The 25848-nt window shown below is 44.6% G+C and carries 23 protein-coding genes and 2 tRNA genes; 6 read left to right on the top strand and 19 right to left on the bottom strand.

The features are described 5' to 3' along the window. Positions 1-32: 32 nt before the first annotated feature. From MZO41_RS00790 to MZO41_RS00770, 6 genes are all read right to left on the bottom strand, one after another. Positions 33-377, bottom strand: a complete 345-nt coding sequence (locus tag MZO41_RS00790; protein ID WP_003643106.1) for a YlbF/YmcA family competence regulator — start codon at positions 375-377, stop codon at positions 33-35. Between the two features lie 90 nt (positions 378-467). Further along, a complete protein-coding gene (locus MZO41_RS00785; protein WP_003643108.1) occupies positions 468-2597 on the bottom strand; it encodes a transglycosylase domain-containing protein in 2130 nt (709 codons plus the stop codon). A gap of 293 nt (positions 2598-2890) precedes the next feature. Continuing rightward, positions 2891-3013, bottom strand: a complete 123-nt coding sequence (locus MZO41_RS16750; protein ID WP_003643109.1) for a hypothetical protein — start codon at positions 3011-3013, stop codon at positions 2891-2893. Between the two features lie 77 nt (positions 3014-3090). Further along, positions 3091-3552, bottom strand: coding sequence for an arginine repressor (argR, locus tag MZO41_RS00780; RefSeq protein WP_003644266.1), 462 nt, complete (start codon positions 3550-3552; stop codon positions 3091-3093). Between the two features lie 177 nt (positions 3553-3729). Beyond that, positions 3730-4851, bottom strand: coding sequence for an aminotransferase (locus tag MZO41_RS00775; RefSeq protein WP_013355465.1), 1122 nt, complete (start codon positions 4849-4851; stop codon positions 3730-3732). A gap of 65 nt (positions 4852-4916) precedes the next feature. After that, on the bottom strand, positions 4917-5525 hold the full coding sequence (locus MZO41_RS00770) for a LysE/ArgO family amino acid transporter (protein WP_003645229.1): 609 nt from the start codon (positions 5523-5525) through the stop codon (positions 4917-4919). Positions 5526-5758: 233 nt separating this feature from the next. Here MZO41_RS00770 and MZO41_RS00765 point away from each other — a divergent pair, with 233 nt between their 5' ends. The 4 genes from MZO41_RS00765 to MZO41_RS00750 all read left to right on the top strand — a co-directional run bounded on the left by MZO41_RS00765 (position 5759) and on the right by MZO41_RS00750 (position 9585). Continuing rightward, positions 5759-7210 (top strand): aminotransferase-like domain-containing protein, encoded by a 1452-nt coding sequence (locus tag MZO41_RS00765; RefSeq protein WP_003644264.1) that lies wholly within the window; start codon positions 5759-5761, stop codon positions 7208-7210. Between the two features lie 108 nt (positions 7211-7318). Further along, positions 7319-7555 carry a D-alanine--poly(phosphoribitol) ligase subunit DltC gene (dltC, locus tag MZO41_RS00760; RefSeq protein WP_003643114.1) on the top strand — a complete coding sequence of 79 codons (237 nt, stop codon included), beginning with the start codon at positions 7319-7321 and terminating at the stop codon, positions 7553-7555. Positions 7556-7825: 270 nt separating this feature from the next. Beyond that, positions 7826-8437 (top strand): L,D-transpeptidase, encoded by a 612-nt coding sequence (locus MZO41_RS00755; RefSeq protein WP_011101393.1) that lies wholly within the window; start codon positions 7826-7828, stop codon positions 8435-8437. Continuing rightward, entirely contained in the window at positions 8437-9585 is a 1149-nt protein-coding gene (locus MZO41_RS00750; RefSeq protein WP_050578340.1) for an MFS transporter, read from the top strand. Before MZO41_RS00755 ends, MZO41_RS00750 begins: the two co-directional genes overlap by 1 nt. A 47-nt stretch (positions 9586-9632) precedes the next feature. On the opposite strand, the gene MZO41_RS00745 is transcribed toward MZO41_RS00750, so the two are convergent. The 4 genes from MZO41_RS00745 to MZO41_RS00730 are packed head-to-tail and all read right to left on the bottom strand — an operon-like array spanning position 9633 to position 13131. Then, on the bottom strand, positions 9633-11105 hold the full coding sequence (locus MZO41_RS00745; RefSeq protein ID WP_013355462.1) for a glycoside hydrolase family 1 protein: 1473 nt from the start codon (positions 11103-11105) through the stop codon (positions 9633-9635). Positions 11106-11107: 2 nt separating this feature from the next. Continuing rightward, the gene (locus MZO41_RS00740; protein ID WP_013355461.1) at positions 11108-12463 is read right to left on the bottom strand and encodes a PTS sugar transporter subunit IIC; all 1356 of its coding nucleotides are present in this window, start codon (positions 12461-12463) and stop codon (positions 11108-11110) included. 33 nt (positions 12464-12496) lie between these two features. Further along, the gene (locus MZO41_RS00735) at positions 12497-12796 is read right to left on the bottom strand and encodes a PTS sugar transporter subunit IIB (protein WP_003643121.1); all 300 of its coding nucleotides are present in this window, start codon (positions 12794-12796) and stop codon (positions 12497-12499) included. Further along, positions 12793-13131 (bottom strand): PTS lactose/cellobiose transporter subunit IIA, encoded by a 339-nt coding sequence (locus tag MZO41_RS00730; RefSeq protein WP_003643122.1) that lies wholly within the window; start codon positions 13129-13131, stop codon positions 12793-12795. Before MZO41_RS00730 ends, MZO41_RS00735 begins: the two co-directional genes overlap by 4 nt. Positions 13132-13435: 304 nt before the next feature. Here MZO41_RS00730 and MZO41_RS00725 point away from each other — a divergent pair, with 304 nt between their 5' ends. Beyond that, positions 13436-13885, top strand: a complete 450-nt coding sequence (locus tag MZO41_RS00725) for a DUF3284 domain-containing protein (RefSeq protein WP_224272056.1) — start codon at positions 13436-13438, stop codon at positions 13883-13885. A 212-nt stretch (positions 13886-14097) separates the two neighbouring features. Here MZO41_RS00725 and MZO41_RS00720 read toward each other — a convergent pair whose 3' ends face one another. From MZO41_RS00720 to MZO41_RS00710, 3 genes are all read right to left on the bottom strand, one after another. After that, positions 14098-16653: a PRD domain-containing protein gene (locus tag MZO41_RS00720; RefSeq protein ID WP_058906897.1), complete on the bottom strand. Its 2556-nt coding sequence runs from the start codon at positions 16651-16653 to the stop codon at positions 14098-14100. A gap of 134 nt (positions 16654-16787) precedes the next feature. Then, on the bottom strand, positions 16788-17444 hold the full coding sequence (locus MZO41_RS00715) for a hypothetical protein (protein ID WP_003643125.1): 657 nt from the start codon (positions 17442-17444) through the stop codon (positions 16788-16790). 683 nt (positions 17445-18127) lie between these two features. Continuing rightward, the gene (locus tag MZO41_RS00710) at positions 18128-20122 is read right to left on the bottom strand and encodes an ABC transporter ATP-binding protein/permease (protein WP_013355458.1); all 1995 of its coding nucleotides are present in this window, start codon (positions 20120-20122) and stop codon (positions 18128-18130) included. A gap of 269 nt (positions 20123-20391) precedes the next feature. On the opposite strand from MZO41_RS00710, the gene MZO41_RS00705 reads away from it, so the two are divergent. Continuing rightward, complete coding sequence (locus tag MZO41_RS00705) at positions 20392-20868, top strand: hypothetical protein (RefSeq protein WP_013355457.1); 477 nt, start codon at positions 20392-20394, stop codon at positions 20866-20868. Positions 20869-21073: 205 nt separating this feature from the next. Here MZO41_RS00705 and argS read toward each other — a convergent pair whose 3' ends face one another. The 6 genes from argS to MZO41_RS00675 all read right to left on the bottom strand — a co-directional run bounded on the left by argS (position 21074) and on the right by MZO41_RS00675 (position 25632). Next, the gene (gene argS, locus MZO41_RS00700; RefSeq protein WP_003643128.1) at positions 21074-22762 is read right to left on the bottom strand and encodes an arginine--tRNA ligase; all 1689 of its coding nucleotides are present in this window, start codon (positions 22760-22762) and stop codon (positions 21074-21076) included. Positions 22763-23033: 271 nt separating this feature from the next. Further along, positions 23034-23480, bottom strand: a complete 447-nt coding sequence (locus MZO41_RS00695) for a GNAT family N-acetyltransferase (protein WP_013355456.1) — start codon at positions 23478-23480, stop codon at positions 23034-23036. Positions 23481-23604: 124 nt separating this feature from the next. Further along, positions 23605-23679, bottom strand: a tRNA-Asp gene (locus tag MZO41_RS00690). Positions 23680-23735: 56 nt separating this feature from the next. Next, positions 23736-23806, bottom strand: a tRNA-Gly gene (locus MZO41_RS00685). A gap of 62 nt (positions 23807-23868) precedes the next feature. Next, positions 23869-24114: a hypothetical protein gene (locus tag MZO41_RS00680; protein ID WP_003643130.1), complete on the bottom strand. Its 246-nt coding sequence runs from the start codon at positions 24112-24114 to the stop codon at positions 23869-23871. Between the two features lie 126 nt (positions 24115-24240). Then, on the bottom strand, positions 24241-25632 hold the full coding sequence (locus tag MZO41_RS00675) for an MATE family efflux transporter (protein WP_003643131.1): 1392 nt from the start codon (positions 25630-25632) through the stop codon (positions 24241-24243). Between the last annotated feature and the right edge of the window lie 216 nt (positions 25633-25848).

Raw genomic sequence — 25848 nt, 5'->3', positions numbered from 1 at the left:
ATTCCGTCATTGCCCCTCGATCCTTAATTTACTTAGTTCTGGTATAATTCTTGAACTGGTTTAGTGATAATTTGATTTAAATCATTCATCAATTGGTTCAAGTTACGTTCTTTACCCATTAAGGACTTAATTTCGTCAACGTTGCCAACCTTATCAGCTAAATCATGGGCCTTTTGAACTTCGTCATCCGTCAATTCTTCCCCATTCATCTGCTTTTGTGACAATTGCATCTGAACTTCTTGAAAGTCCTTAAACAGTGAAAAGGCACTGTCATTGGTCTTCATCGTGTCATAAGCGACCTTTAATTCCTTGAATTCTTTAGTCTGACGTAATTCTTGTTCCAATTGGTTCGCAGTATCGTAAATATTTACGGCCATCGTGAGTTCCTCCTCGAAGTATGTGTCGTCATTATTTTAGCATTTTTAACGGAACTTGAATAGCATTAGTACGTTCAGAAGCTAGCTTTACTAGTTGCCAAGGAAACTTTTGGCTTTGGAGAACCAGTCTTTAGCCTTGTTCTTAACTGCATTAGCGCCCTTCTCAACGTTTTCCCATACGGATGATCCACTATCAGAACTATCCGAATCACTACTATTAGATTCGGTTGCCAGCGTCGCAGCATCCTTCGTACCAAAACTAGTATTATTCGTATTCGGCAAAATATTTTGTAATTCATTCTTGAATAACGAGGAAAGTTGATTTTCAGATAAACTCTTCAAATAATGAGTACTGTTCGTCGTATCAAATCCGATCCAGGTCGTGACCACAATGTCCGGGGTATAAGCAATCATCCACTGATCCTTCGTTCCCGAACCCGTACTGTAATCAGCCTGCGTACTCCCAGTCTTACCAGCAACCGAGTATCCATACGGCTTGGCCGCAGCCCCGGTCCCACTATTGTACGTGCCAAGCATCATACTGGTCATTTCTTTAGCAACGCTGGCGGACATAATTTTCTTCGTCTTAGTCTTCGTATTATCGACAACGACATTGCCACTAGCATCGACAATTTTCGTAATAAAGTGGGCCGTCGTTTTCTTACCACCATTCGCAAACGCTGTATAGGCACTGGTCATTTGAGCGGGTGATACCCCCGTCGTCAAACCACCTAAGGCAAGTGCCAGGTTATCATCCGACTTGGTAACTGGTAAGCCAAACTTTTTCACCGATTGATACCCTTTATTCACACCAATTTTATTCAATAACCAAACCGCCGGAATATTCATACTTTGCGATAACGCGGTATACATTGGGACCGATTTACTATAAACATTATCATAGTTTTTGGGCGCATATTTATTGGCCCCAAAAGTTTGCTTCTTATTAGAAAGGTTCGAATCATACGTATAACCATTTTGTAGTGCTGGTGTATACACTGCCAACGGTTTGATCGTCGAACCCGGCTGCCGCTTAATCTGAGTCGCACGGTTAAAGCCCCGGAAGACGTGTTTGCCCCGACCACCGACTACGGCTAACACACCACCCGTCGACGGATCAACCGCAATTGAGGCCCCTTGGACCTTCGTACCATCGTCCGCGTTGGCCGGGAACAACGTACTATCCTTAAAAGAATCTTGCATCTGTGTCTGATCATCTTGATCAAGCGACGTATAAATCTTATAGCCCCGATTCATAATGTCAGATTCCGTTAGCCCGTACTTATTAATTGCTTCATCAATCACCGCATCGAAATAATATGGATAATTATAACCACTTTCATAATGGTAGTTATTCGTCAGCGTCATCGCCTTTTGCGAATAAAGCTTATACTCACTTTTGGAAAGCTTATTATTAGCGACCATGTTATTCAAGACGACGTTTCGACGAGCCGTAGACGCTTTCGGATGATTGATTGGATCATAACCACTGGGCGAGCTCAGCATTCCGGCCAAGGTCGCCGCCTGGTCAACAGACAACTCTGACGCGTGTACGCCAAAATATCGTTCAGACGCATCCTCAGCTCCCCAGACACCGTGGCCGAAATAAGCGTTATTCAAATACATCGCTAAAATTTGGCCCTTAGAATAGACATTTTCAGTTTCAATCGCCAAAAAGATTTCCCGAAACTTACGTGAGAAGGTCTGTTGTTGTGTTAGGTAGGCGTTTTTGACCAATTGTTGCGTCAACGTACTCCCACCACCACTAATGTAGTCACGGCCAAGTATCTTATTGATAACGAGCAGGACAAATGCCCGCCCGATTCCTTTGACTGAGAAACCATGTTCTTTATAGAAATTACGGTCTTCAGTCGAAATTACCGCGTTCTGTAAGTTTTTTGAAATACTACTCAAATGGACATAGGTTCCCTTTTGTGAATAGAGTGAACCGGCCTTTTTATTGTCCTTATCATAGATTTCAGTTGTCTTTTCTAGCTCCGCCTGTAAATTACCAACTTTAGCCGTCTTGGCTTCATAAGTTAAATAGGCACTCCCAATTAAGATGACGGTCAAGACGAGTACAATTAGCCACCGTGTGATTTGTCGCCGGTGCCATTGGTAGCCGACGACGGCAGCGAATCGCTGCCAATAGGGTGCTAACCAATTGCCAATGACTCGTAAGCCGTCTTTGATCGTGGCCCAAAAACCATTTTTTTGCATAATCTTCCCCTTGTTCAGCCGACGCACCTGTCACAACGTCCGCGTTACTTGTTAGCTTTTACAATTGTATCATAAATTTTCCGATGCTCAGTAATTGACCACAACCTTGAAAAAATCTTCAACAATCAAACGCAACTCATTTTGTAGATAACCCGATGTTTGCCAGTTGTTGCCGAAATCACTGATTTAGGCCACGTGTTGTAACCAGATTAAAGGTCACTACGATAAAACGGCCATAAACAAAAAAAGCTTCCGAGCCGTCCATATGACATACTTGAAAGCTAGCTCAGCCATTACTTGCGCCGGACACCCCGGCGGTTAGCGTTGAGCTCATTTTGTTGTTGTTTAAATTTATCGAAGGTCGCATCGCGTTGTTTTTGATTCTTTCGAGGCGCCCGTTTCTTCGTATATTTCATATCTCACACCTCTTTTAATGACAATAATCATACCGTGAACGACGGCCTAGTGCAACCAATTAGACTGCTCACCACAGTCAGTCTTCATTACTAATGTGACTAGCAAAGGATTCGTATAGCTGCTTTGCCACCGTCGTATTCGGACTCACGACAAAGATCGTGTCGTGACCAGCCAAGGTCCCACTCACTTCTGGCAAGTTCAAATCATCAATGATCGCCGCCAATAGATTCCCATTACTCGGTAACGTATGAATAATATTCATGAATTCAACACGGTCAATGCTCGTCACCACATCGTGTAGCGTTTCAAATAGCCGGTCCTGTTCATTTTTGTTAGTTGTTTTAAAAATCGCGTACCGCGTCTGACCGTGCTCATCCGGCGTCTTAACGATCTGCATCTCTCGGATATCGCGCGAAATCGTCGCTTGCGTCGCAGCAATGCCCTCTGCTTTAAGCTTAGCCATCAATTCTTCCTGGGTAGCGATCGGATATTCACTAATTAATTGTTCGATAACTGCTTGGCGCTCTGACTTTTTCATGTCGCGAAACCTCCCCAAATCTTGTAATGAATACATTATAGCAAATATTCACTTGGCAAACTACGCACAGAACTTCAAAAAGCACATTTTCCGCCACTATTAGGAAAATGTGCTTAAACAAATTTGTATAATTATTTAAAAGTAATGAGTCAACCACGGTTACCAGTCCACTAGTAACTAATCAAAGCGGCGTAAATATTGCCCTAATAAATCCAGACCCCGTTGTAACGTCGGCGTATCCGTACAGTAACCTAAACGGGCGTGCCCCGGAATATCGAAACGTGAACCAGGCACTAATAAAACACCGGTATCCCGCAGTAATTGTTGACAGAACGTCTCATCATCGATCGGTACTATTAGTTTAATACACGACACTGAAATGCCATGTGGCGTAATCAATTCGACCCGCGGTTCCTGTGCGACCCACTCTGTCAGAATTTTGAGGTTGCGACTGACTAGCTCCCGATTTCGCGCCAGAACGCGTTGGCGGTGCGCTAAAATTCTAACGGCCAGTTGGTCATTCAAAACGCCCCCGCAGATCATCGTATAATCACGATACTTCCGAAAAATATCAGCAATGGCTTGACTAGGTGTCGCCGTCCACCCGATCCGGATACCAGGCGCTGAATAGGTCTTGGATAAACTGTTGACCGCAATTCCACGCTCGTATAAATCGGCAATTGAGACGAACGGGGTTTCATCCAGTGGCTCGTAGACCTCATCGGCCAAAACGTACGCTCCAACTGAGCGAGCTAATGTGACGACCTGTTCTAACAGTGTTCGATCTAGTAAACTCCCAGTCGGATTGATGGCATTATTGAGTAAAATCATCTTTGTTTCCGGCCGGATCAAGCGTTGCAGTTCCATAATATCCGGCAACCAGCCCGCTGACTCATGAATATGCCAATAATCAACCGTAGCGCCCAATGACTTGGGAATATCATACAGCTGCTGATAACTCGGGTACAGTGCAATCACGTGATCGCCGGGTTCCACCAAACTATAGATTGCTAAATGATTAGCCCCGGTCGCCCCATTTGTTTGGAGAACATTGGCTGCTGGCACTTGCTCGTATAACTGACTAACGAGTTCTTTAAATCGTGGTGAGCCCTCGATCCAGCCATAATCCAGCCGGGCCGCCCCTAGTTCTTCGTAAAAATCCTGTGGTGCTTGTTGGTCGTCTAAAGCCGCAATTTCTGCCATCGTTAAGGCTGCGATTGAGCTTTGACTAATATCGGTGGTTGCTTCACGCTCATGTGCGTTTAACCAGGCCTCCACTCCGAAACCAGCAATCTTCATGCGTATCGTCCCTCTCATAAAAAGTCCAATACGACTAGCATACCGATTGTCAGAGGTAACCGCAACTATATTTTCGTGATGAAGGTTGCTAGCAACTTCACGCCGTATAGAATAATGATGCCACCACAGATTCGATTGATCCAGAGTAGGACTCGTGGTTGCATGAGATGTTTAAACTTACTGATCAAGCTGGTCAGACCGATGAACCAAATAATGGATGCTAGGATGACCCCCAACATAAAGAAATGGGTCAGTGCCGCCGGGATTGACACCCGAAACGCCGCCAACAACACGGAACCATCAATCAGTGCTTGCGGATTCAGCCATGCTACCGAAAAAGCGGTCAGAATCGCTGCTTTATATGAAAAGTCCGCGTCGAGGGTCCCCATTGCCGTGGCCTTTTGCCGCAACAGATTCCAGCCAATGTAAAAGACCAATAAACTCCCAATCAACAACACCCCTAATTCGAGCCAGGGAGTGGTCTGCAACAATCGGCCCACCCCATAAAAGCAAGCCAGGGAGAGCGACGTATCGAACGCAATTACAATTAAAGCCACCCGCAATGCCCGTTGCAATGGTTGTTCAATAGCTGTCGAAACCACAAATAAGTTTTGCATCCCGATTGGTGCAATGTAAACAATTCCAAATAATAATCCTTGTAAAAACACTTGCATGTTTTGACCTCCTTAAGACCAGCCAATTCGATTCTTTTACCAACCAATTATCGTTTAATCAATTGGTCATATCCGACTAGCTTTTAATTCAGAGATGATTATAATAGAGATAATTTCATTTGTAGCCAACCAATTTAACAATTTTCACCCAACCACCTGAATCAATCATCAAACTTCTGGCTAGTAGAATGACAGCTTAATTCGCCCGCATGGGCACTCAGGAGGCGTTTGCCATGGCAATTTTAACGATCAACTGGCAACCAAATAAACAGGTCAGCACACCAATTTACCAACAAATTACTAACTATTTTCAAGAACAAATCGCTAAAGGCAATTGGGCCGTTGGGGCTAAGCTTCCTGCGCAGCGTAAACTGGCCGAACAATTCGGCGTGAATCGTAGCACCCTAATTACGGCACTTGATGAACTAATGGCAGTCGGCTTAATTACGAGCAATCCAGGCTCTGGGATGGTTATTTCCGGTAACCATTGGTCCAGCTTATTGGCGGAACACGTCAACTGGTCGCAATATGTTAAAGCAGGCCAATTCAAGCCCAATTCCCACGCGCTCCAAAAAATCAACCAATTTGAAACCGATGCGGTTATTCGTTTAAGTACGGGTGAACCCGCACCAGAACAATTTCCCCGTCCACTTTTTCAACGGGCCTTTGCACATCTAGGCGAACAGTTAACGAGTTTGAACTATACCGAGCCTGCGGGCATTTTGGCTTTGCGACAACAAATTGCACGTCACTTGGAAAAAGTTGGGATTCATACCCATCCGGAAAACATTCTGATTACTTCCGGATCATTACAAGCGCTCCAACTGGTCTCAATGTCACTATTTCCCAAAGATGCCACCATCTACACGGAAGCACCTACTTATGTCAAATCTTTACACGTCTTTCAATCGGCCCACACCCATCTCGCTGGCATCCCGATGGACAGTCAGGGCTTGGCGTACTGGCAGATGAACGCCCCCATTCAGGGACACCATGCCATTCTTTACACGATTCCGACATTCAATAACCCGACTGGAATCGTCATGAGTGCCGAGCGACGTCAACAGGTCTTACAAACCGCACAAGAACACCGCTTACCAATCTTAGAAGACGCCGCTTATCAAGATGTCTGGTTCGATCAGCAGCCGCCACAGCCACTGAAGGCACTCGATAAGACTGGCAACGTTATTTATTTTGGTAGCATCTCAAAGTCCCTTGCACCGGGATTACGCATCGGCTGGACGGTGGCCGCCAAACCGGTCATCGATCGCTTGACTGACGTGCGCATGCAAACCGATTACGGCGCTAGCTCACTGTCACAACTTGTACTGGCAGAAATCTTAGCTGATCCTGAATATGAAACGTATCAAGCTGATTTCCGGTCCGTACTTGTCAAGAAGGCCGCGGCGGCAGAACAAATTCTGCATCATTACTGGGACGATTTTGCGACTTGGCAGACGCCCACGGGTGGCTTTTATCTGTGGGTCCGCTTAGCCGACAACATTAATATTCCCAAATTATTCGACCTTGCCACTGCGCACAACGTTCTCTTCAACCCTGGTAGTATCTACGATTTCCAGCCGAATCAGTACATTCGTCTGAGCTTTTCTTATGAATCCAGCGACCGCTTTGAACAGGGGATTAAAATTCTAACTGATTTAATTCACGCCAATTTTAACGTTTAATCAAGTAAAGATTTCGTTAATACACCTGATTAACCATCATCGATGATAAAACTATGCTAGAATGAAGACTGAATAATTCACAATAATGATAAGGGGCGTATTTTGATCATGGATGATGTTAAAGCAACGGTACTATCGATCTTGCAAGATTTAACTGGGGAAGATGTTTCAAACAATATGGATGCCAATTTATTTGATGAAGGTATCTTAGATTCCATGGGTTCCGTACAACTGTTACTAGAACTTCAAAATCAGCTTGGTATTGAAGTGCCCGTTTCCGAATTTGAACGTTCTGAATGGGAAACGCCTGCTAAAATCGTAGCTAAGGTCGCTAGTTTACAATAAATAAAAATTCAAATCGCCGTTAAGCACGCTGCTTAATGGCGATTTTTTAATTAGCTGGAAAAATTGTCTAATTAACAGCTGATTTCCTGCAAATAACTTTAATTTGCCGATTTCCGACATTACCCGTGGCACCAGTAATAACGACTATCACAACTTATTTTGGAAAATTTTACGAAAATGATATGCAAAGTTTACACAATTTTGATAAACAAACGTTCGCTAACTGAGTAAACTAAAATCACTAAAATCATTTTTGTAAGGGATAGTATTTTGAAAATCAGTGTTCATCAGCTCATCTGGGTCACGATTGGCGCAATTAGCTTAACTATTTTTACCGGATTCGGACACCTATTTGCCCGGCACCACCAGGCCATTGCCAGTAATCGGCCAATCACTAAAGTTAGTCATTCAGCAACTAAGGTAACCACGCCAGTCCCGGAGACCGTTGACTGGCACAAGCCCTCCCTGTCACGGCCGTATCCCAAACTGGCTAAATACGATGACATCAACATTCAGGTTTCAATCAAAAAACAGCGAGTCTACTTAAAAAACCACGATCAGACCCTTTATACCATGCTTGCTTCTACGGGCAAACATGGCTCTGATACCCCCAAAGGACACTTTGAAATCCAAGCCGAACGAGGACAACACTTTTTTAACACGCAATCGGGTGAAGGCGCCAATTACTGGGTCTCATTCAAGGATCATGGGATTTACCTATTTCACTCAGTCCCAGTCGATGCTAACGATCAATACATCGTTAAAGAAGCCCAGCAACTTGGTAAAGTCGCCAATTCACATGGTTGTATTCGCCTGACGATTGCTGATGCCAAATGGCTCTATGAAAACATTTCAACCCATACACCGGTGGTTGTCAGTTAATGAAAAAAGAATTTAGGCCACATCCTAACGACCGCCATAATCTACTCTGCTATCTCAGCAGCATGTTAATTACCTTTTTTGGCTTCTATGGCTTTACTTACCTAGTCACCTGGTTAACGATTGAAAAGACCGGTGATCCCCAGTTACTCGGCAACGTCATGGCGATGACAATGCTGCCGGCAATCGGTCTGAACCTAGTAGCTGGTCGGGTACTTAAATACTACTCAGCCAAACAAATGATGTTCATTACGGATATTTTGACGGGAATACTCTTCATTGGTGCCTATTACGCACTAAATACGGTTAGTTGGCAAATCACTTGCTTAGTCATCGTCGCCGTTCTTAATAAATCAATTGGGGTCTTTTATAAGCTCAGTAACAAAACGATTTTGCCAGACCTTTTTGCGCCCGTAAATATTCAAATCGTCAACGGCTATCAAACTCAGATTCGCCAGTTGGCCATCGTTAGCGCGACAATGCTCGTCACGATGGCATTACTATGGGTAACACCGGCTACCCTAATCTTAATAATGGGGATAGCGTTCTTGGTTTCAGCCGGCCTCGATTGGCAATTCCGAACACGTTCCAATCTCTCCTCGGATTCGGTTGTCACCGTCAAGCTAGACCGCCATCGATCATGGCCGACATGGTCGTTACTGTACGCCGTTCTCGGTTATCTGGTCGACGCGACGATTGCAGTAGCCGTTCCTTGGCTCGTCGTCAGCAAGTTGCATAGTCACTGGCCACTTAGCTGGTTCTTAACAGCTAACGCCACAGGTATCTTATTGGCACCACTATTGCTAAAACGATGGTCAAAGCAATCCCTGCTAACTTTGACGGCCTTCACCGGTGGGTGCTTACTACTTATGTGGCCGACCTTTGCCAGTCTTATGATTACCATGTTCTTAATTGGTGCATTACGCGGACAGACCAACATTAGTTTTTTCACCACTATCCAACAAATCCCCACAAACAATCGTAATATTCTAATGACGGGGGTCTTAACCGTCATCGACACCACTACCGTTATTGGTAGTTTGCTAGCACCCCGTTTGATCTTAATGCTCGGTTCTTGGACCCTCCCCTTGCTTGGTGGTGGTATCCTCTTGTTTTGTTTGACGCGGCTAATTATCTTATTGAACAACTAAAAGCAGTCTTCATCCGATATCGACGAAAACTGCTGAGCAACACTCATTTAATTTGAGGCCGAGGGACCCAGATCTTGACCATTGGATGCAATCACTCGCTGATACCAGTAGAAAGAGTCCTTCGGGATTCGGGCCAGAGTTCCACTACCATCGTCTTGACGATCCACATAAATCAATCCGTATCGTTTAGACATTTGCCCTGTACCTGCAGAAACTAAATCAATACAGCCCCAACTGGTATAACCAATCAGTTTGACGCCATGGTGAATTGCCGTTGCCATTGCTTGAATATGTTTACGTAGATAGCTAATCCGGTATACATCATGGATTTGACCATCTACTGTCAAATAATCCTTGGCACCCAATCCATTTTCAACAACCATTAGTGGTAAATGATATCGATCATTCATCAGCTCCAAATAATATTGTAGACCAGCCGGGTCATCCGCCCACTCCCATTCAGAGTATTGTAGATATGGGTTACGCGCGCCCATCGAAAAATTACCGCCAACAGTTGCACTGACCTCATGTGTTGTAACTGCCGTTGACATGTAATACGAGAAGGTATACCAGTCAACCGTACCGGCTTTCAAGGCTTCTAAATCACTGTCCGTAATGTCTAAATCAACTTGATGCTCATTCCATAAACGTCGTGCATAGGTTGGATACTGTCCCTGGCACTGCACATCACCACAGTAATAGATGTTTTGTTCCCAGACGTACCGATTCTGCAAGACATCCGCCGGATCACAGGTTAACGGATAAGACGTGATACAGCAAATCATGCAACCAACTTTATTTTCGCCATCAATCGCATGTGCTTGCTGTACGGCTAAAGCACTAGCAACAAATTGATAATGTAATTGTTGATAAGCGCGTTGGTAATCTGCATCACCGGCTTTGGCACGCAATGCCAGAAACATGATTGTATTATTAATTTCATTGAAGGTAATCCAGTGCTTTACCAGCCCACGATACGCCGTAAATAGCGTTTCCGCATAATGCTGGTAAAAACCAATCATTCGACGGTCATTCCAGCCACCATACGTTTCCTCCAGATACAGTGGCATATCGAAGTGTGAAATCGTCACCAATGGTTCAATTTCATATTTTTTCAAAGTTTCGAACACCCGGCGATAAAAATCCAACCCTGCTTGATTAGGTTCATTTTCATCGCCGCGTGGGAAAATCCGTGACCAGGAAATCGACATTCGATACATTTTGAAACCCATCTCTGCAAACAGCGCAATATCTTCTTGATATCGATGATAGAAGTCAATACTAGTCTGATTAGGATAATAGTCATCTGGCAGTACCGCTCCGTGTGCTCCAGCAGGAATTGAATCCCCTTTTCCAGGAGTACCATCCGCTTGCAAATAAGTGACTTGCCGTCGCTGATTAAGGCCTCCCATTGTCGTAATATCCTTCATAGTCAGGCCCCGACCATCAACATCATAAGCACCTTCGCATTGATTAGCTGCAGTAGCCCCACCCCAGTAAAAATCAGCCGGAAATTGCATGTTCACACCTCTTTCTCAGGCTTCACAGGTTGCATGGGCACATTACCTTGATTCGAAACTGCCGCCCGCTTTTCTTCAGCTTCAACTGCCGCCTCTTTGGCAATCAGTTGCTTTTCATAAACTTTAAAGAAGGGATACCAGATAAGCGCTGACGGAATCAGCATCAAATAGTCAGTCAATGCGTTGCGCCAACTGAGCGTACTGAGATAACTTCCAAAACCCATGGGTAAAATCGCGGTAATTACAATCCACCCCGGTGTTAAAAATCCAATCTTGTATAGTACGAGTGCACACAACATAACTACCGGAATATTCAGGACAAACGGGATACTCATAATCGGATTATACATAATTGGAATACCAAAAGTCATGGGTTCATTAATTTTGAACCAGCCGGGGATAATTGACAGCTTACCAACGGCACTCAGCTGTTTAGATTTAGAACGCATCGCCATTAGCGCTAACGGCAGGGTATTCCCAGTTCCACCTGCTACGGTCATAAATGAGAACAACATCACAGGTGCAAACACCACCGGCTTCCCAGCTGCCTGCAATGCGGCATTTTCAGAAACCGCTTGAATCACTAACGGCATCACAATTGGGACTAAAATCATCGTACCATGAATGCCAAAGGTCCATAATAAAGCACCCAAGATACACAGGAAAAAAATACCTATGGTTGAAGTCAGTGCACTCAGTGGAATTGCCAGTAATTCCATAAAACCCGAACAAATATTATACTTACCGGCTGTTCCAACCGTGACTAATAACGATGCGCCCAAGAAAATCACGGCGTTAAACAATAATGGCACAATGGATGCAAAACCGTCTTGGAGAAATTGGGGGACTGCATCTGGCATGTTGATTCGAATATTCTTGTCTGTACATAATTTCTCAACGCGGACGGAAATCCAAACTACGACGAAGCCAATAAACATTCCCTGAGCACCTAAATAGGTTGTATCAATGCTAACTGTTCCAGTCTTACTGACAATCAACCCACCGGCCACAATCCAAAAACCAAATAATGCGTCAATCGCATTCATGATTGGGGCCGTCATTTTTAAATTCTTGGCGTAATGGAATCCCAAGAATAAAACAACCCAAATTGATAAAGAATTCATTGAGAATTGGAATGGAATCTTCAAGTAGGCTAACAGAATACTCTTTGCTGATAACACGCCAAAAATCGTCGGTCCAAGTACTGACATCGTGATTTGAAAGATCGCGCCAACCATTAGAATACCCATCAAAGACATCATAGCTGCCTGTAATGCGGTAATAAACTTATTATTGCCAAGTCCCTGGCCGGCGCGTTGTAAGCCGACCATCAGTTTACTATTAAAAAAGCGTTCCATCGTCCTTCACCCCCGAATACTAATCCCTCGTCATCACACCAAGTTCTCGGCCAGTTTGAAAATATGGGCACTGTCACCCACCGCATAGTCCAATGGTGGAATAGCAGCGACGGGCAACCCAGTTGCCGCCTCAACTTCACCCTGCCGATAAGCCACTTGCGGCCCCATTAAAATAACGTCATAGTCCTGATAGACATCTTCATACGCGGACAAGCCTACTGCCTGGATTTGCCCTGCAACACCTTGTTCGTCACGATACTGCTGTAACTTTTTCATTAAAATGCTGGTTGACATACCGCCCGCACAAACTAATAACACGTTGATTGCCTTCATAAATCGACCATCCTTTCAAATTTTTGAGACATCTTTAACATCTCAGCGATTAACTCGTTAGCTAACAGACTCGTCATAAAATGATCTTGAGCATGAATTAGTAAAATATCAATGGAAACCTGTTGACCATTCGCCTCAGCCACCAGTAGTTGGGTTTGAACATCATGTGCTTTCCCCAGTGCTTCACTAGATTGCTTCAATAACATCTTAGATTCGGAGAAAGCATCGCGATGCATCGCATCTAACGCATTAAAAGCCAGCGTACGACCTTCACCAGAATACGCGATAAGTGTCATTGCAATATCTTGAGTTTCAGTATTATTGGCTAATGTCATTATCCGGTTACCTACTTTCTGTATTTGTCGACAAACATATCGTAACAAGTTTTGTCATTAACCACAAAAGCGCTTACATATGCTTGTGTATAGATTTAAGGTCCATGAATTAGCAGTATCAACACACACGTGGCGTCATAATAGCTGAATTAGACTAAATATCCAACTTCATCACTATTAGTGTATAGGTTTAATGACCAATTTATGTATTGTGTATAGCTGATTCATCGGGTGTATAGCTTACTCATTTCAACACGTTTTTTTCAGCCTTGAACTGTCTAAAATGTCTCGCTATAATCGAATCATGAAAATCATTCGCACACTTGCCGTCACGAACACGGAATTTTATGACTGGTTAGAAAAACAACTACTCATAGAGATTCAAGCCGCTACTGGTGAAATACTCACAGCAACGTCAATCAAGAAAGGACTGACATATACAAAAATGACCGCCAAAACGGCCGCTCAGATTAAAATTACGATTGACGATTATCAGCGTGGGATTAAGTACCAAATGACAGCTATTTCACCACTGGATACCGTAACCGTGACCTATTCGACCATTGCTGAAGGCACCAAAACAACCGTGACATTTCTAGAAGATGTTGACAGTTATCGGCCACAACAACACCATTGGCTACTCAGAAATTTTAGTCAAGCACTGCTACTCGGACGGATGTCTGACAAGTTATTGCAACTCGAACAACAAATCATTGCTCACCGAACGACAACTTGCAAACCGAGCCAACCATAGATACTTTGTCAACGGTTAGGCCTTTAAATTCATACGAATCGCTGACCATCTAAATAGTCGCTTCAAGCAATCGCCACCGCTTGAAGCGACTTATTTAAGTCTCATTTAAAAACTGCTCCGTCAATGCTAGAACCAACCATCATCTCCCCATCAAAATCAAAGCTGACACCTTCCTGATATCAATCTCAAACGATTATCCGTGGCACTTAAGATTAGTGTAATTGCTTTAAGATGACCAGTAACGTCCCAATCATCTCATCATTCACAATCAGTTTAAATGTCTGCTCGACCGGCCGTAGACACCGTCGTAATTGCTGATAATCTTGCGAATACTGGGTCACTAATTTCCGCGTTTGCGCCGTTGTCGTCACAATCTTGCCAGCCAAAATACGGTCAATCATGCTACCCAAGTGAACAAACAGGCCAATTTGTTGATCCTCAGTTAGTTGGTATAAGGTTGTCAAATCATCCATGAGTGGTGGTAACACACGCTGCAACTTAGCAACTTCTGCGTATTCGAACTGCGTCTTAAAATACTGATAGATCTGATTATAAGTATCCCAGCGACCAGCTTCCGGCCGAAACATCAGCACTTGATCTAACTGTTGATGTGAATGTTCAAAAATTGCTGCCATCGAAATAAACGGAATGCCGAATAATTGAGGATCAAAGGTGCCGACAAATGCATGAATCTGATAAACCTGTTGTAGTCTAAGTACGGTTGCCACCAACTCATCACGATGCCCAATTGCCAACGCTTTGACGCGCATCTGTAACCGTGAATATTGGTCAATATAATCTTTTAATTGCGCAGCACCCCCCTCACCCGTATGACACAGCGTAATAATCAATTCATCTTTTGTTGTCTTTTCGGCGTTCAGTTGGTTTAGATCGACTTGCACTAGATGATAAACATCGTCCACGTCCATTACGCGCGCACTCTTTCGAGCAGCATCGACTCCGACTAAAGTCACTGGGACTTGAATCATCCGAATTTTGGTCGCGAGTTCGCCTTGAATGGTCGTCAACATCCATTTGATTGCCCCCATATCATAAATGACTAGCACACCTGCACCGCAATCAATCTCGCTGATTTTATGCTTCAGTGCCTTCATCACCATCGTGCTATCGGCTGATAAGTCAACATCATAAGCATAAGTATTGCTAACAGCGCTGAGCGTGTTCGTTGTTCGCATCAGGGCCTGGGCAGTCCCCATTCCTTGCATGACGTAAAGCACAACCGGGTGATGACGCGTCACTGGTGATTGTGCAACTAAAAACGTTGCTAATAAAGCAACTTCAGCCGGTGAAATGGTCAAATCTAATTTTGTCGCTAAGACCTGTGCTAATTTAACAGCAGCCTCATATTCGGCCACATGTTGTGACTGTAATTGCGTGATCATTGTCGCTGATGCAGGTTTGGTCGTTGGCATTTGGCGATACATCCCATTAATGTGTAAACATAATCCATTAAACACACTCTCGGTCAACGGCCGTGCCAATAACCATTCACAATCTGGTTGCCAGTCTTTGACAATCTTAATAATTAGTGGCGCAACGATTTGTGCTAAATTTTGCGTATTGGACGCACGCTGTTGGACGATACTCGGTTTTATCACTGACGGTGATTGTTCAACTGACCTTGGCACTTGGACACTGCGAGGATTTGTTCCCGGCTCAACTTGTTGCCGACTCGCTTGCAATGAATCTGAGCTCAAACCCGAAGACGACTTGGCCGCAAACGATAAATCAGCTGCTGCCAACACGGCCGCCAATTCTTGTTGATAGTCCCGTTCGTGCGCTAACGCTTGTTGAACGGCGGGCGATAGATCCGCAAGGTACACGCGAACTTCACGGTCAGCATCAGCCATAAATCGGACATAAGCCTGCGCACAGGCCATCGTGATGGTCGCTTTCATCGTTTTCAAATTCTGATCATAATTTGCCAGCATGAGCGCCTGGGCAACGGCTAGTTCCAATCGAATCGTCCGCTTGGATTGTTGAGCTTCAATCGTCAAAAAACGACGAATCAACGCCCATCTTTCTGACCACGGTCGTTGCTTAAAATCAGGTAATTCAATTTTCATTATCAATTGCTGCGTCCTAAGAATTTCCTGATCAATCCCGCTCACTAAAATGATTAACGGTGGTTGCTTATGGGACGCCACGGCTTCCATGACACTCGTCAATTGTGCGCGTTGCGGGCCATCTAAATAGTCGTAATGGTCGATCACAACAATACCGCCCTCGGAGTGTGCCCAAAGACTGTGCGCTAGCTGGCCATGCTCACCAAATAATTGACTATCAAGTTGGTGAATATCGTCTGCATAATCACGACACTTAACAATGATGGGGCTGCTAGCTGCCGTTAATATACCCCGTTGCTCAACAAAATTCTGAATTTCGTGTACAAACGTGGTACTGCCCGCCCCACCGTTTGCCACAATGTGAATATTCAAAGGACCACTCGGATACAAAACAGCCGCTTTTGCTAGTTTGATTGCATGTTGCAAGCTATTTAAACGACCAATTAGTCCCGTAAATGGCTCTTGGAGATGGGACGCAGCTAATAAAAATTGAACTGGCCGCGTCTTAGTCTTGACCAATTTTTGTTCGCGCACTAAGGCATTCAAAGCCGCGCTAACATTTGTGCGTTGCATTTTCAATTGTGTAGCAATGACCATTGCTGTCACACCATCGTGATACCGCGTATCCGTTAAAACCAATTTGCGTACCTTATCATAAATAAGCTCTCGTGTCGTTTCCATTAGATTTCCCCCACAAAATTCACATCACTACATTTATACCAGATTTGTACATATTTCGCTGTGATTGGCATCCGCAAAAAAAGCACCCGTTGCTCATCACAGCGCGTGTCGTTTTGATCAATAATTAGCCATAATTACGCCACAAGTTTGGTTAAAATTTGCGTGGCATCCGCCAAAACTTTTTCTGGGTGCTGGCGGGCGTCAGTCAACATACCCAATGGCTCTAAATTCATTGCAGCAAATTCTGCGTGCCGAGTTTGAAATTGACGATGGAATGGGAGTAAGTCACTGGCCGTCATCGCTGACCTAACAGCTACTGGTGCTGGATAACGATTCAACACGGTGTAGATTTTAGGATTGGTCAGTGTGTATTCCATGCTAAACTGTAAGGCCCCTAAATCTTGATACAACAACGTGTTGACATCCGTTTCAGTCGAATAGGTTAAAATAATTTGTTGCGCTAATGGCAACCAGCACTCGTTGAGTAACCAAGTATAGTTATCGTGTTTCGGACCCGTAGAATCAAGATCTATCAATAAATAATCCGTCTGGACACCCTGCAACGCTATCCAAAAGTTGTTGAGCTCGTTAGCCGTTCGAATATCTGACTGCCACTCATGGCAGTGATGCTTTTGAATGGTCCGCCACGTAACGGTTTGATAATTGCAACTAACGATGGTGACCGTCATTTTCCAATTAGTCAATACGTTCGCTAACGCCAGTGTCAACAAGCTCTTGCCACTAGCAACCTGCGTTCCACCAATGACTAGTGTCTGTGGTTGTTTCCTCAAAACAAAACCCTCCTTAGCTTAATTTACACCAACAGCATACCCGGACAGTCGCTGAATTACTAGTGTTTTGCATGTATAACAGGGGGGACTTTGGGCTTTTTATGAGAAGTCACTGATAAGTTTGTTGGCGAATTAATTCACTCGTTGAATAAGTCAAGTGGGCGATGGATTAATTCTGCATAGGGTTGACAAGACACGGTTTTGGCCATAAAAAGTAAGCGCCAACATGTATGGTAATCAATTTAAACGGATACAATTGAATTTCACCATTGCTACTTATCTTCTCAAAAATTAGTTTTTACTAATAATGTTTAGTTATGTCAATTAACTAACTAGCACCCGGTTTGTAAAGAACCATCATCGACGTCTCAAGTACACGCTAACTGCCAAATAACCATCCCCAGTTACCTACGACCAGAAGATATTAATCAAAATTAGCTCGACTAGTAATGCAGAACCTAGCCGAGCTAATTTACTTTTCTCAATCAGAAGTTTCTACGTACCCTGGGCGAGCCAATATTAGAACTGGCTGCTGTCGTTAATACCAGCCCTAATGAATTAATGATCCCCACCCCTGAATAAAACGACTATTTTGCGACATCTCGCACAGTTTTTAACCACTCCTTCAAACAAGTTGACTGGTTAACATAACTTTTCCATCACGACAATTATCCAATCACTTGTTATTCAGCGGCCAAGGCTTTGATCGGATTAGCCCGCGCAGCCCGCCTTGCTGGTAAAATAGCCGCAAGCCAAGCGATAACAATTGCGATTATAAAAATTGCAATTACGTTGCTGAGCTGAATCTGAACTAGCGCATACCCGCCAGTTAGCTTAGCCAGACCATGATTGAGCCCTCGTTCAGCTAAATAGGACAGCCCAGTCGCTAACGTGGCACTGATAATGCCTAACATCAGCGCTTCACTAGTAAATAGCCGGCGAATATCACGCCGGCGCTCCCCCAGCGACCGCAGAATACCAATTTCTCGCATCCGAGCACTGACCGACATGAACATCGTTACAATAATCATTAATGCGGAAACGATTAATGAAATCCCCGCAATCGCCGCCAACACTTTAGTGGCAATATTAACGTAAGTATTGAACGAATCCAAAGTGGCCGCAATACTAGTCGCGGCAAATGGATGCTTGCCATTAATTGATAAGTGGTTAATTTCATTGACCACGACCTGATTTTGCACCCGACTCTTAATTCTAACGCTCACAAACGTTGGTTGTGTTGAGACACGTGCTGCTGAACGCATCGACTGCATCGTGGTGTAGTTAACTGCATTCAAACCGACCTCAGAGGTACTATCTACTATTCCGGCAACCGTCAACACACGCGCCACGGTCACGGGTTGCCCTTTTTGATTGAAGGTTTGATAACTCACAGTCACAGCCCGACCCACTAACTGACGCCAACGCGTTGCCGACCATTTCTGCGCAATTGAAGACTTATCTAATACGATTTGATTGTCACCCGCCACGTGGCCTGCTTTCAACTGCCGGGTCGGATCACTACTCGTCCAGGTCGTCAGTTCAGGTGCGGCATACTTTTGTTGTCCAATCGCAATCGTTGCGTTTGTAGCTGAAATCCCGGGTTCCACGTTGGTCACGTGCTTAAGGTCACGCAACGCTGTGAGTTGTGAGTCGGTGAACACCGGCATCCGGGCTGCGATACCGCCGGCTACAGCTGGATCATAGACGGCCGCAGCCTGTTCATCACGATCCTTCGCGTTATCCGCTTGGTGCATGACCATAATTGATTGTGGGTCCACCAACGCATTCATTTCGTGGTTAATATACCCTTTTATGCCGGTCCCCAGACCATTGAAAAGCATGACGGCGAATAATCCAATCGCTGTGCCAACGACAATTAGCGTATTCCAGATCCACGTATGCCACATATGCTTGAAGGCCATCATGACTGATACCCAATACGAAAGTGGCCGCGCAGGTAGTGACGCAACTGTTTGCGTGGTGCCGACATTTTGGGTGGTCACTGGTTGTGACTTAATTCGTCCATTCACCAACTCGGCAATCCGGGTCGCCGCACCCGCCACGCGCTGTGAATGGGTCACACAAATCACCAAGCGCCCTTCCCGTGCGATTTTTTGAAGCATGGCCATGACATCGGCGGTATTGTCTGCATCCAGCGCACCAGTCGGCTCATCCGCAATCAAAATTTTAGGATCACCGGCTAATGCTCGAGCGATTGCCACCCGTTGTTTTTGACCACCTGATAATTGTTGCGGGTATTTTTTTATTTGTGCCGTCAAGCCAACGTTTGCTAGGAGCTCGTGTGCCCGCCGCAATCGGTCACCATGGCTTAATTTAGTCATATCTAAGGCTAGCATGACATTCTCAAGCACGGTCAAATGACCGATTAGATTGTAGGTCTGTGAGATATAGCCAATGACTTCACGCCGGTACTGATCCAGCTGGCGCTCATGATGATAATCAAGTGGGTGTCCAGCGATACTGACGGTTCCCGTGAAATCATGGTCTAGTCCTCCAATAATATTCATCAAGGTTGTCTTACCACCACCTGATTCACCGACAATCGCCACAAACTCACCGAGTTCAAACTGCAAGTTAATGTCCTTCAAGACGTTGAATGTTTGTTTGTCAACCTGATAGTTCTTACAAATATTTGTTAGTTCTAAGTAGCTCATCACCAAGCCCCCAATATGGCATTTTGAATTAGTTTTCAGAATACCACCCCGGACGACTAAACAGGTCATTAAAATTTTAGTATTGGAAGTTGCCTTATTAAGATTTTAATGTTTGTTTCGATCATCACACCGACTTATAATCAGACATAAATCATGCTTGGTTTCACTAACTCGGATGGGCGGTCATTTGTAAGCATCACGACGCCCGCAACCCAGTTTGAGCATTTATCTGAAGAAAACACAGCCAAGCCTCAAACGGAGGGATAACCATGAAAAAGGCTTTCAGCTTAATCGGTTCCGACTATATTCGTTGCGCGATTTTTTTCGTGATTGCTTTTTATGCCGTCACCGCAGACCCCAGCGGCCGGTTTCACCTACATTGGACGTTAACCAACCTCTATCTGACTTCCGCATACTTCTTCGGCCATCCACTCCTAATGTGCCTATTGCCACGACTTGCCCATAACCCCTTTCGAATGACTTCAGTCGCTTCACGTGCCCTGAATGATGCGACCGGTCAACATCAAACAATCACTCAAATTTATCATAACGCCGTCAATCCCGTCAGTAGCCGTGATATGTTGCTCTCTCAAAATGAATATCGTGACGATATGATATCGATCAGTGTTTCCTTTGTCATTCATGGTTGCCTATTGTTACTATCTTGGCCGTTGATCGGGATCATTTTACTCGGCCGGGGCGGTAAAGCCTTGATCCGTCGACTGATAATCCACTTCACACGATAAGTCTGGTTCCAGTTACAATAGTGGGCCTCCGCTACCTACTTGCGATTTCTGCGATTGGTTCACAACTTGCGTTCGCCATCGGATGTATATCGAGTTCCGTGCCTCTACGGCCGCAACAAAAAAACGCCACGCATTCTCGCCCGGCTTTAACGGCCGGTTTAGTATGCGTGGCGTTCAAATTTGAACAGTTGTTAATTAATTCTAATTACATTTCATCGGGAGCCTTAACGCCAAGTAAGCGAAGGGCTTCCTTCAGGACGATGCTGACACTCTTGACCAAAGCCAGACGAGCGTTTAATTCATCATCTTCAACTAAGATTTTGGTGTTAGCATAATACTTGTTGTATGCCTTGGCTAAGTGGATCGCATACTTAGCAATAACGGATGGTTCGTATTCCGTGCTGGCACGTACTACAGTCGCTGGGAATTCACTCAATAACTTCAAGGTATCCCAAGCGGCTGGGTCGCTTAACGTTTGCTCGGTTGCCGCAATTTCTGGGCTACCAGCTTTACGTAAGATACTTTCAGCGCGTGCATGGGCGTACTGCACGTATGGCCCAGTCTCACCCTCGAAACGAACAACTTCTTCCAAGTTAAAGTCAAAGCTGTTCATCCGTTCGTTCTTCAAATCATGGAAGACCACAGCGCCAATCCCAACCGCATCCGCAACTTCATCCTTGTTAGGCAAGTCCGGATTCTTGGCTTCGATTTGTTCATGGGCTAACGCAACCGCATCGTCCAAGACCTTATCAAGCAGGATGACCCGGCCACTCCGAGTTGACAACTTCTTACCACCAGAAGTAATCAAACCAAATGGAATGTGGTGGATCTGGTCAGCCCAGTCAAAGCCCATCTCGGTCAACACAGCCTTTAATTGCTTAAAGTGGTTGGTCTGTTCATTCCCAACGACGTAGAGGGACTGCACGAAATCATAAGTCCGTTTCCGGTAGATCGCAGCGGCCAAGTCCCGCGTGATGTATAAAGTCGCGCCATCTGATTTCTTAATCAATGCCGGATTCAAGTCATATTTGCTTAAGTCCACCACTTCGGCGCCTTGACTTTCTTGCAAGAGGTGCTTGTCTTCCAAGATGTCGACAACTTCTTGCATCTTATCATTGTAGAAGGCCTCACCCTTGAAGGAATCAAAGTCGATATCCAAGCGTTGGTAAATCTTCTTGAACGCTTTCAATGATTCTGAGCGGAACCATGACCACAGATGGGTGGCTTCTTCATCACCATTTTCCAATTTCTTGAACCATTCACGCGCCTCGTCATCCATTTCAGGATGATCGACGTCTTCTTTATGGAAACGTACATAGTATTTTAATAAGTTATTGATTGGATCAGCTTTGACCTCAGCTTCGCTTCCCCACATTTTGTAGGCCGTGATCAACTTACCGAACTGCGTGCCCCAGTCACCTAAGTGGTTGATCTTAACGGGTTGGTAATCCAACTTACTTAAAATATTTGCCAAAGAATTCCCAATCACTGTTGACCGCAAATGCCCCATTGAGATTGGTTTGGCAATATTTGGCGATGACATATCGATGGGAACTTGACCCGCTTCACCGAGCTTAGCATCACCAAAATGGCCACCATTCGACAATACTTGATTTAAAATATCGGCTGCAAACGCATCTTTCTTGAAGAAGAAGTTAACGTACGGGCCCATTGCAACAACTTTTTCAAAGTCACTGCCATCGACTTTTTCGACGATGTCGCTGGCAATCATTTGAGGTGCCTTGTGTAACGTTTTTGCTAAGGTGAAGGTCGGAAAGGCCAAGTCCCCCTGCTTAGACGTCTTTGGTTGTTCGATCTTATCTAGAATCGCTTCCTGCGTTAAATCTGGTAGTGCTGGCGCTAAGGCCGCTGCGACGAGTTGTTTATAATCCATATTGTCCTCCTTGACTGTCTTACGGGACAAAAAAAGTCCCTCACATATTTAAAAACATGTAAGAGACGAGACGTGCCCGCGGTACCACTCTAATTGATATGACATCCACTTATTATCGAATTGTCGTCTTCAAAAGCGCGCTTCCAATAATGTTTAGATTCGGCTCCCATCATCCCGAACTCGCTGGTCTAAACGTTCATCGTACTATTCTTTCTCATTAGACGTATATATTTTTACCATGCGTTAGTATAACAGAATTCAGCCGTTTTGACTAGTTCAACGTTAAAATCATATTCTGATGCGGAATCCCATCTTCTAAATAAACGCCAGAGACTGGTTGAAAACCAAATCCACGGTAGAAGCGATCTAAGTAATGCTGGGCCTGAATATTGATTTGCGTCGTGGAAGGCCACAACGCTTGAATCTGCACAATCGCCTGTTGGAGCAACTGCTGCCCGTAGCCGTGCCCCCGTACTATCGGATTAGTGATCACCCGGCCGATACGGGCCTGCTGGTTGGCTTCACGCATTAATCGCGCATATACTAGCAGCTGTCCCGTTGAATCCAGCCCCCGTAAATGCCAAGCCATCAAGTCCGTATCGTCGACTTCTTGATACGGACAGGCCTGTTCGACGACAAAAACCGCCACTCGTAACTTGTAAATCTGTTGTAACTGCCGAACAGTTAACTCATCGAAAGATGTTGTTATAAATTGCATTTGCGCTCCTTAACGATTACTGTTGATCACCCATTCGGTCAACTATTTAGTCATCTTGATTTTTACTCAATAAAAAAGAACGGGTCATTGCTGACTAACGTTCTTGATTATCATCATCTATTGACGGTCCGTACGAGACTCGAACTCGTGATCTCCTGCGTGACAGGCAGGCGTCCTAAACCAACTAGACCAACGGACCATGCGCTCAAGGAGCTTGAGAATACAATGACTACTAACCGAAATGATTAATAGCAAAGCGGGTGACGGGAATCGGACCCGCGACGCAAGCTTGGGAAGCTTGAATTTTACCACTAAACTACACCCGCATTTGACAACAGAAATTAGTATAGCATACATTTTTTCTGTTGTCATGGTTATTTATAAATTTTTAGTCTTCTTTTTCTGGGACGACTTTCGGCTTTGGCGCCGCTTTAATGAGCTTAGCATCATCCTTACGAACAACTGCGCGGTGGTTATACTCGTTAACAATTGGTTCGTCAGCTTTTTGAAATTCCTTAATTAAGATCAAGACTGAATTTTCATACACTTTTTCAATTTCACCCTTGAAATCATGTTCCAATGAAGCAAACTTCTTACCAGCGACGTAATCGCCAATTTTTAATTCTACGGCCATTTGTAAACTCCTTAACGTTTTTCAATTCATGCCCCGTCCACAGGTGTCCGGGAGATTATATGAGTGACTTTAAAATAAAATTGATAACAAATACTATCAAATAATCCACTTGGTTGCAAGCCTTAATTACAATTTTTCCGAATCGTTTAATATCGGTTCGGCCCCTTCTGCGACCGTGTTTGTCATGCGGGCCTGTTGTCGTAAATCGTGGACTGATTTAATATAAGCAGGCAAAAGCACGGCACACGACCCTAACCAAGCTAACGGTTCCGAACTACAAGCACCGGCGTAATCGAAGATCCGAACTAAGATCAGCGCTGCAAACACCCGCATAAAGAGTTCCGCCGCGCCTGCCAAAGTTGGAATTGCGCTGCGTCCAAGCCCTTGCAAGGTATTACGCATAATAAATAACATTGATAATAGGATATACGTGCTCCCGATGACGTTAAAATACGTCTGGGATAAGTTCAATACCGCCATGTCCTGATGACCGACGAAGAACCCCACAAGCTGTTTACCCCAAATAATTTCAATCAAACCAGCAGCCACACTAAAGCTCCCCGACAGCCACATGGTCTGTTTGACTCCCGTGATAATCCGTTCATACTGATGAGCACCATAATTCTGAGCCGCGAAAGTCGCCATGGTGACCCCAAAAGACATTAATGGCTGAGTTGCGACTTGGTCGATTTTCTGAGCGGCAGTCGTCGCCGCCACTGAATTAGTACCAAGACTATTCAGTGCTGCTTGTAACACAATCGTTCCAATCGCGATGATCGACATCTGAAAGGCCATGGGTAACCCAACATTCAGGTGAGCCTTCACTTCCGACCAAACTAACTTGAAGTGGCGCCGTCCAATGTGCAAGATGGGTACTTTGACGATGATGTAAACGACACACATGAGCGTTGCAATGGTTTGTGCTAAAATGGTTGCCCAGCTCGCCCCGGCAATGCCCCATTTGAAAACCAAAATGAATAACAATTCCAAGCCAATATTAATTAACGCGCTGATAATCAAAAACCATAAAGGCGTGCGACTATCACCGAGTGCGCGAATGATGTTTGACAACAGGTTGAACGCAATTGGTGCCAGCATCCCGCCAAGCATAATTTGTAAGAATGTTCGCGCATCCGCAATGATATCCGTTGGCGTTTGCATTAACAACAAGATATGGTCAACGAAGATCAACGACAGAATCGTCAAAATGATCCCAACAATTAGACTAACTACGATACTAATCGCAAAGCTGCGCCGCACCGCTTTAAAATCACGTGCCCCAAAATGTTGGGCTGTTAATATGGATAAGCCAGCGGTTAACCCCTGCGCAAAGCCAATGATCAAAAACTGAACACTCCCAGTTGATCCAACTGCCGCTAGGGCTTTAACCCCTAACGTCTGACCAACGATCAACGTGTCCGATAAACTATAAAATTGCTGAAAAATGTTACCGATTAGTAACGGAATCGTAAACCAAAAAATTAATTTTAGCGGTTTTCCCTTTGTTAAATCGTTCATTTTCGCACTCCTTTCATTAATTAAGATGACGTACTTGTAATCGTTTTCTTGGTGCTTTACCAGACAAGCAAACTTTGCTAGTATATCAACTTTAGATTTATAATACTAGTCCTTTGTTCGCAAATATTAAATATTTTATTTTAATTAGTGAATTGGCCGTCTTGATTTACTTTTTAAGGTTATTTCACTGTGCTAAGCTGTCACCGATTTACTAAC

It is taken from the genome of Lactiplantibacillus sp. C232 (assembly GCF_023806725.1).
In the GTDB taxonomy this organism is placed as follows: Bacteria; Bacillota; Bacilli; order Lactobacillales; family Lactobacillaceae; genus Lactiplantibacillus; species Lactiplantibacillus plantarum.
This window is presented reverse-complemented; position numbering and strand designations above follow the sequence as displayed.

What these genes read in the sequence shown, in the direction of transcription:
- MZO41_RS00740 (WP_013355461.1), bottom strand. Translation starts at nt 12,463, where the DNA reads ATGGAACGCTTTTTTAATAGTAAACTGATGGTCGGCTTACAACGCGCC.
- MZO41_RS00790 (WP_003643106.1), bottom strand. Translation starts at nt 377, where the DNA reads ATGGCCGTAAATATTTACGATACTGCGAACCAATTGGAACAAGAATTA.
- MZO41_RS00735 (WP_003643121.1), bottom strand. Translation starts at nt 12,796, where the DNA reads ATGAAGGCAATCAACGTGTTATTAGTTTGTGCGGGCGGTATGTCAACC.
- MZO41_RS16750 (WP_003643109.1), bottom strand. Translation starts at nt 3,013, where the DNA reads ATGAAATATACGAAGAAACGGGCGCCTCGAAAGAATCAAAAACAACGC.
- MZO41_RS00710 (WP_013355458.1), bottom strand. Translation starts at nt 20,122, where the DNA reads ATGAGCTACTTAGAACTAACAAATATTTGTAAGAACTATCAGGTTGAC.
- MZO41_RS00675 (WP_003643131.1), bottom strand. Translation starts at nt 25,632, where the DNA reads ATGAACGATTTAACAAAGGGAAAACCGCTAAAATTAATTTTTTGGTTT.
- MZO41_RS00765 (WP_003644264.1), top strand. Translation starts at nt 5,759, where the DNA reads ATGGCAATTTTAACGATCAACTGGCAACCAAATAAACAGGTCAGCACA.
- MZO41_RS00725 (WP_224272056.1), top strand. Translation starts at nt 13,436, where the DNA reads ATGAAAATCATTCGCACACTTGCCGTCACGAACACGGAATTTTATGAC.
- argR (WP_003644266.1), bottom strand. Translation starts at nt 3,552, where the DNA reads ATGAAAAAGTCAGAGCGCCAAGCAGTTATCGAACAATTAATTAGTGAA.
- MZO41_RS00680 (WP_003643130.1), bottom strand. Translation starts at nt 24,114, where the DNA reads ATGGCCGTAGAATTAAAAATTGGCGATTACGTCGCTGGTAAGAAGTTT.
- MZO41_RS00770 (WP_003645229.1), bottom strand. Translation starts at nt 5,525, where the DNA reads ATGCAAGTGTTTTTACAAGGATTATTATTTGGAATTGTTTACATTGCA.
- MZO41_RS00720 (WP_058906897.1), bottom strand. Translation starts at nt 16,653, where the DNA reads ATGGAAACGACACGAGAGCTTATTTATGATAAGGTACGCAAATTGGTT.
- MZO41_RS00705 (WP_013355457.1), top strand. Translation starts at nt 20,392, where the DNA reads ATGAAAAAGGCTTTCAGCTTAATCGGTTCCGACTATATTCGTTGCGCG.
- MZO41_RS00785 (WP_003643108.1), bottom strand. Translation starts at nt 2,597, where the DNA reads ATGCAAAAAAATGGTTTTTGGGCCACGATCAAAGACGGCTTACGAGTC.
- MZO41_RS00695 (WP_013355456.1), bottom strand. Translation starts at nt 23,480, where the DNA reads ATGCAATTTATAACAACATCTTTCGATGAGTTAACTGTTCGGCAGTTA.
- MZO41_RS00730 (WP_003643122.1), bottom strand. Translation starts at nt 13,131, where the DNA reads ATGACATTAGCCAATAATACTGAAACTCAAGATATTGCAATGACACTT.
- MZO41_RS00775 (WP_013355465.1), bottom strand. Translation starts at nt 4,851, where the DNA reads ATGAAGATTGCTGGTTTCGGAGTGGAGGCCTGGTTAAACGCACATGAG.
- MZO41_RS00745 (WP_013355462.1), bottom strand. Translation starts at nt 11,105, where the DNA reads ATGCAATTTCCGGCTGATTTTTACTGGGGTGGGGCTACTGCAGCTAAT.
- MZO41_RS00750 (WP_050578340.1), top strand. Translation starts at nt 8,437, where the DNA reads ATGAAAAAAGAATTTAGGCCACATCCTAACGACCGCCATAATCTACTC.
- argS (WP_003643128.1), bottom strand. Translation starts at nt 22,762, where the DNA reads ATGGATTATAAACAACTCGTCGCAGCGGCCTTAGCGCCAGCACTACCA.
- dltC (WP_003643114.1), top strand. Translation starts at nt 7,319, where the DNA reads ATGGATGATGTTAAAGCAACGGTACTATCGATCTTGCAAGATTTAACT.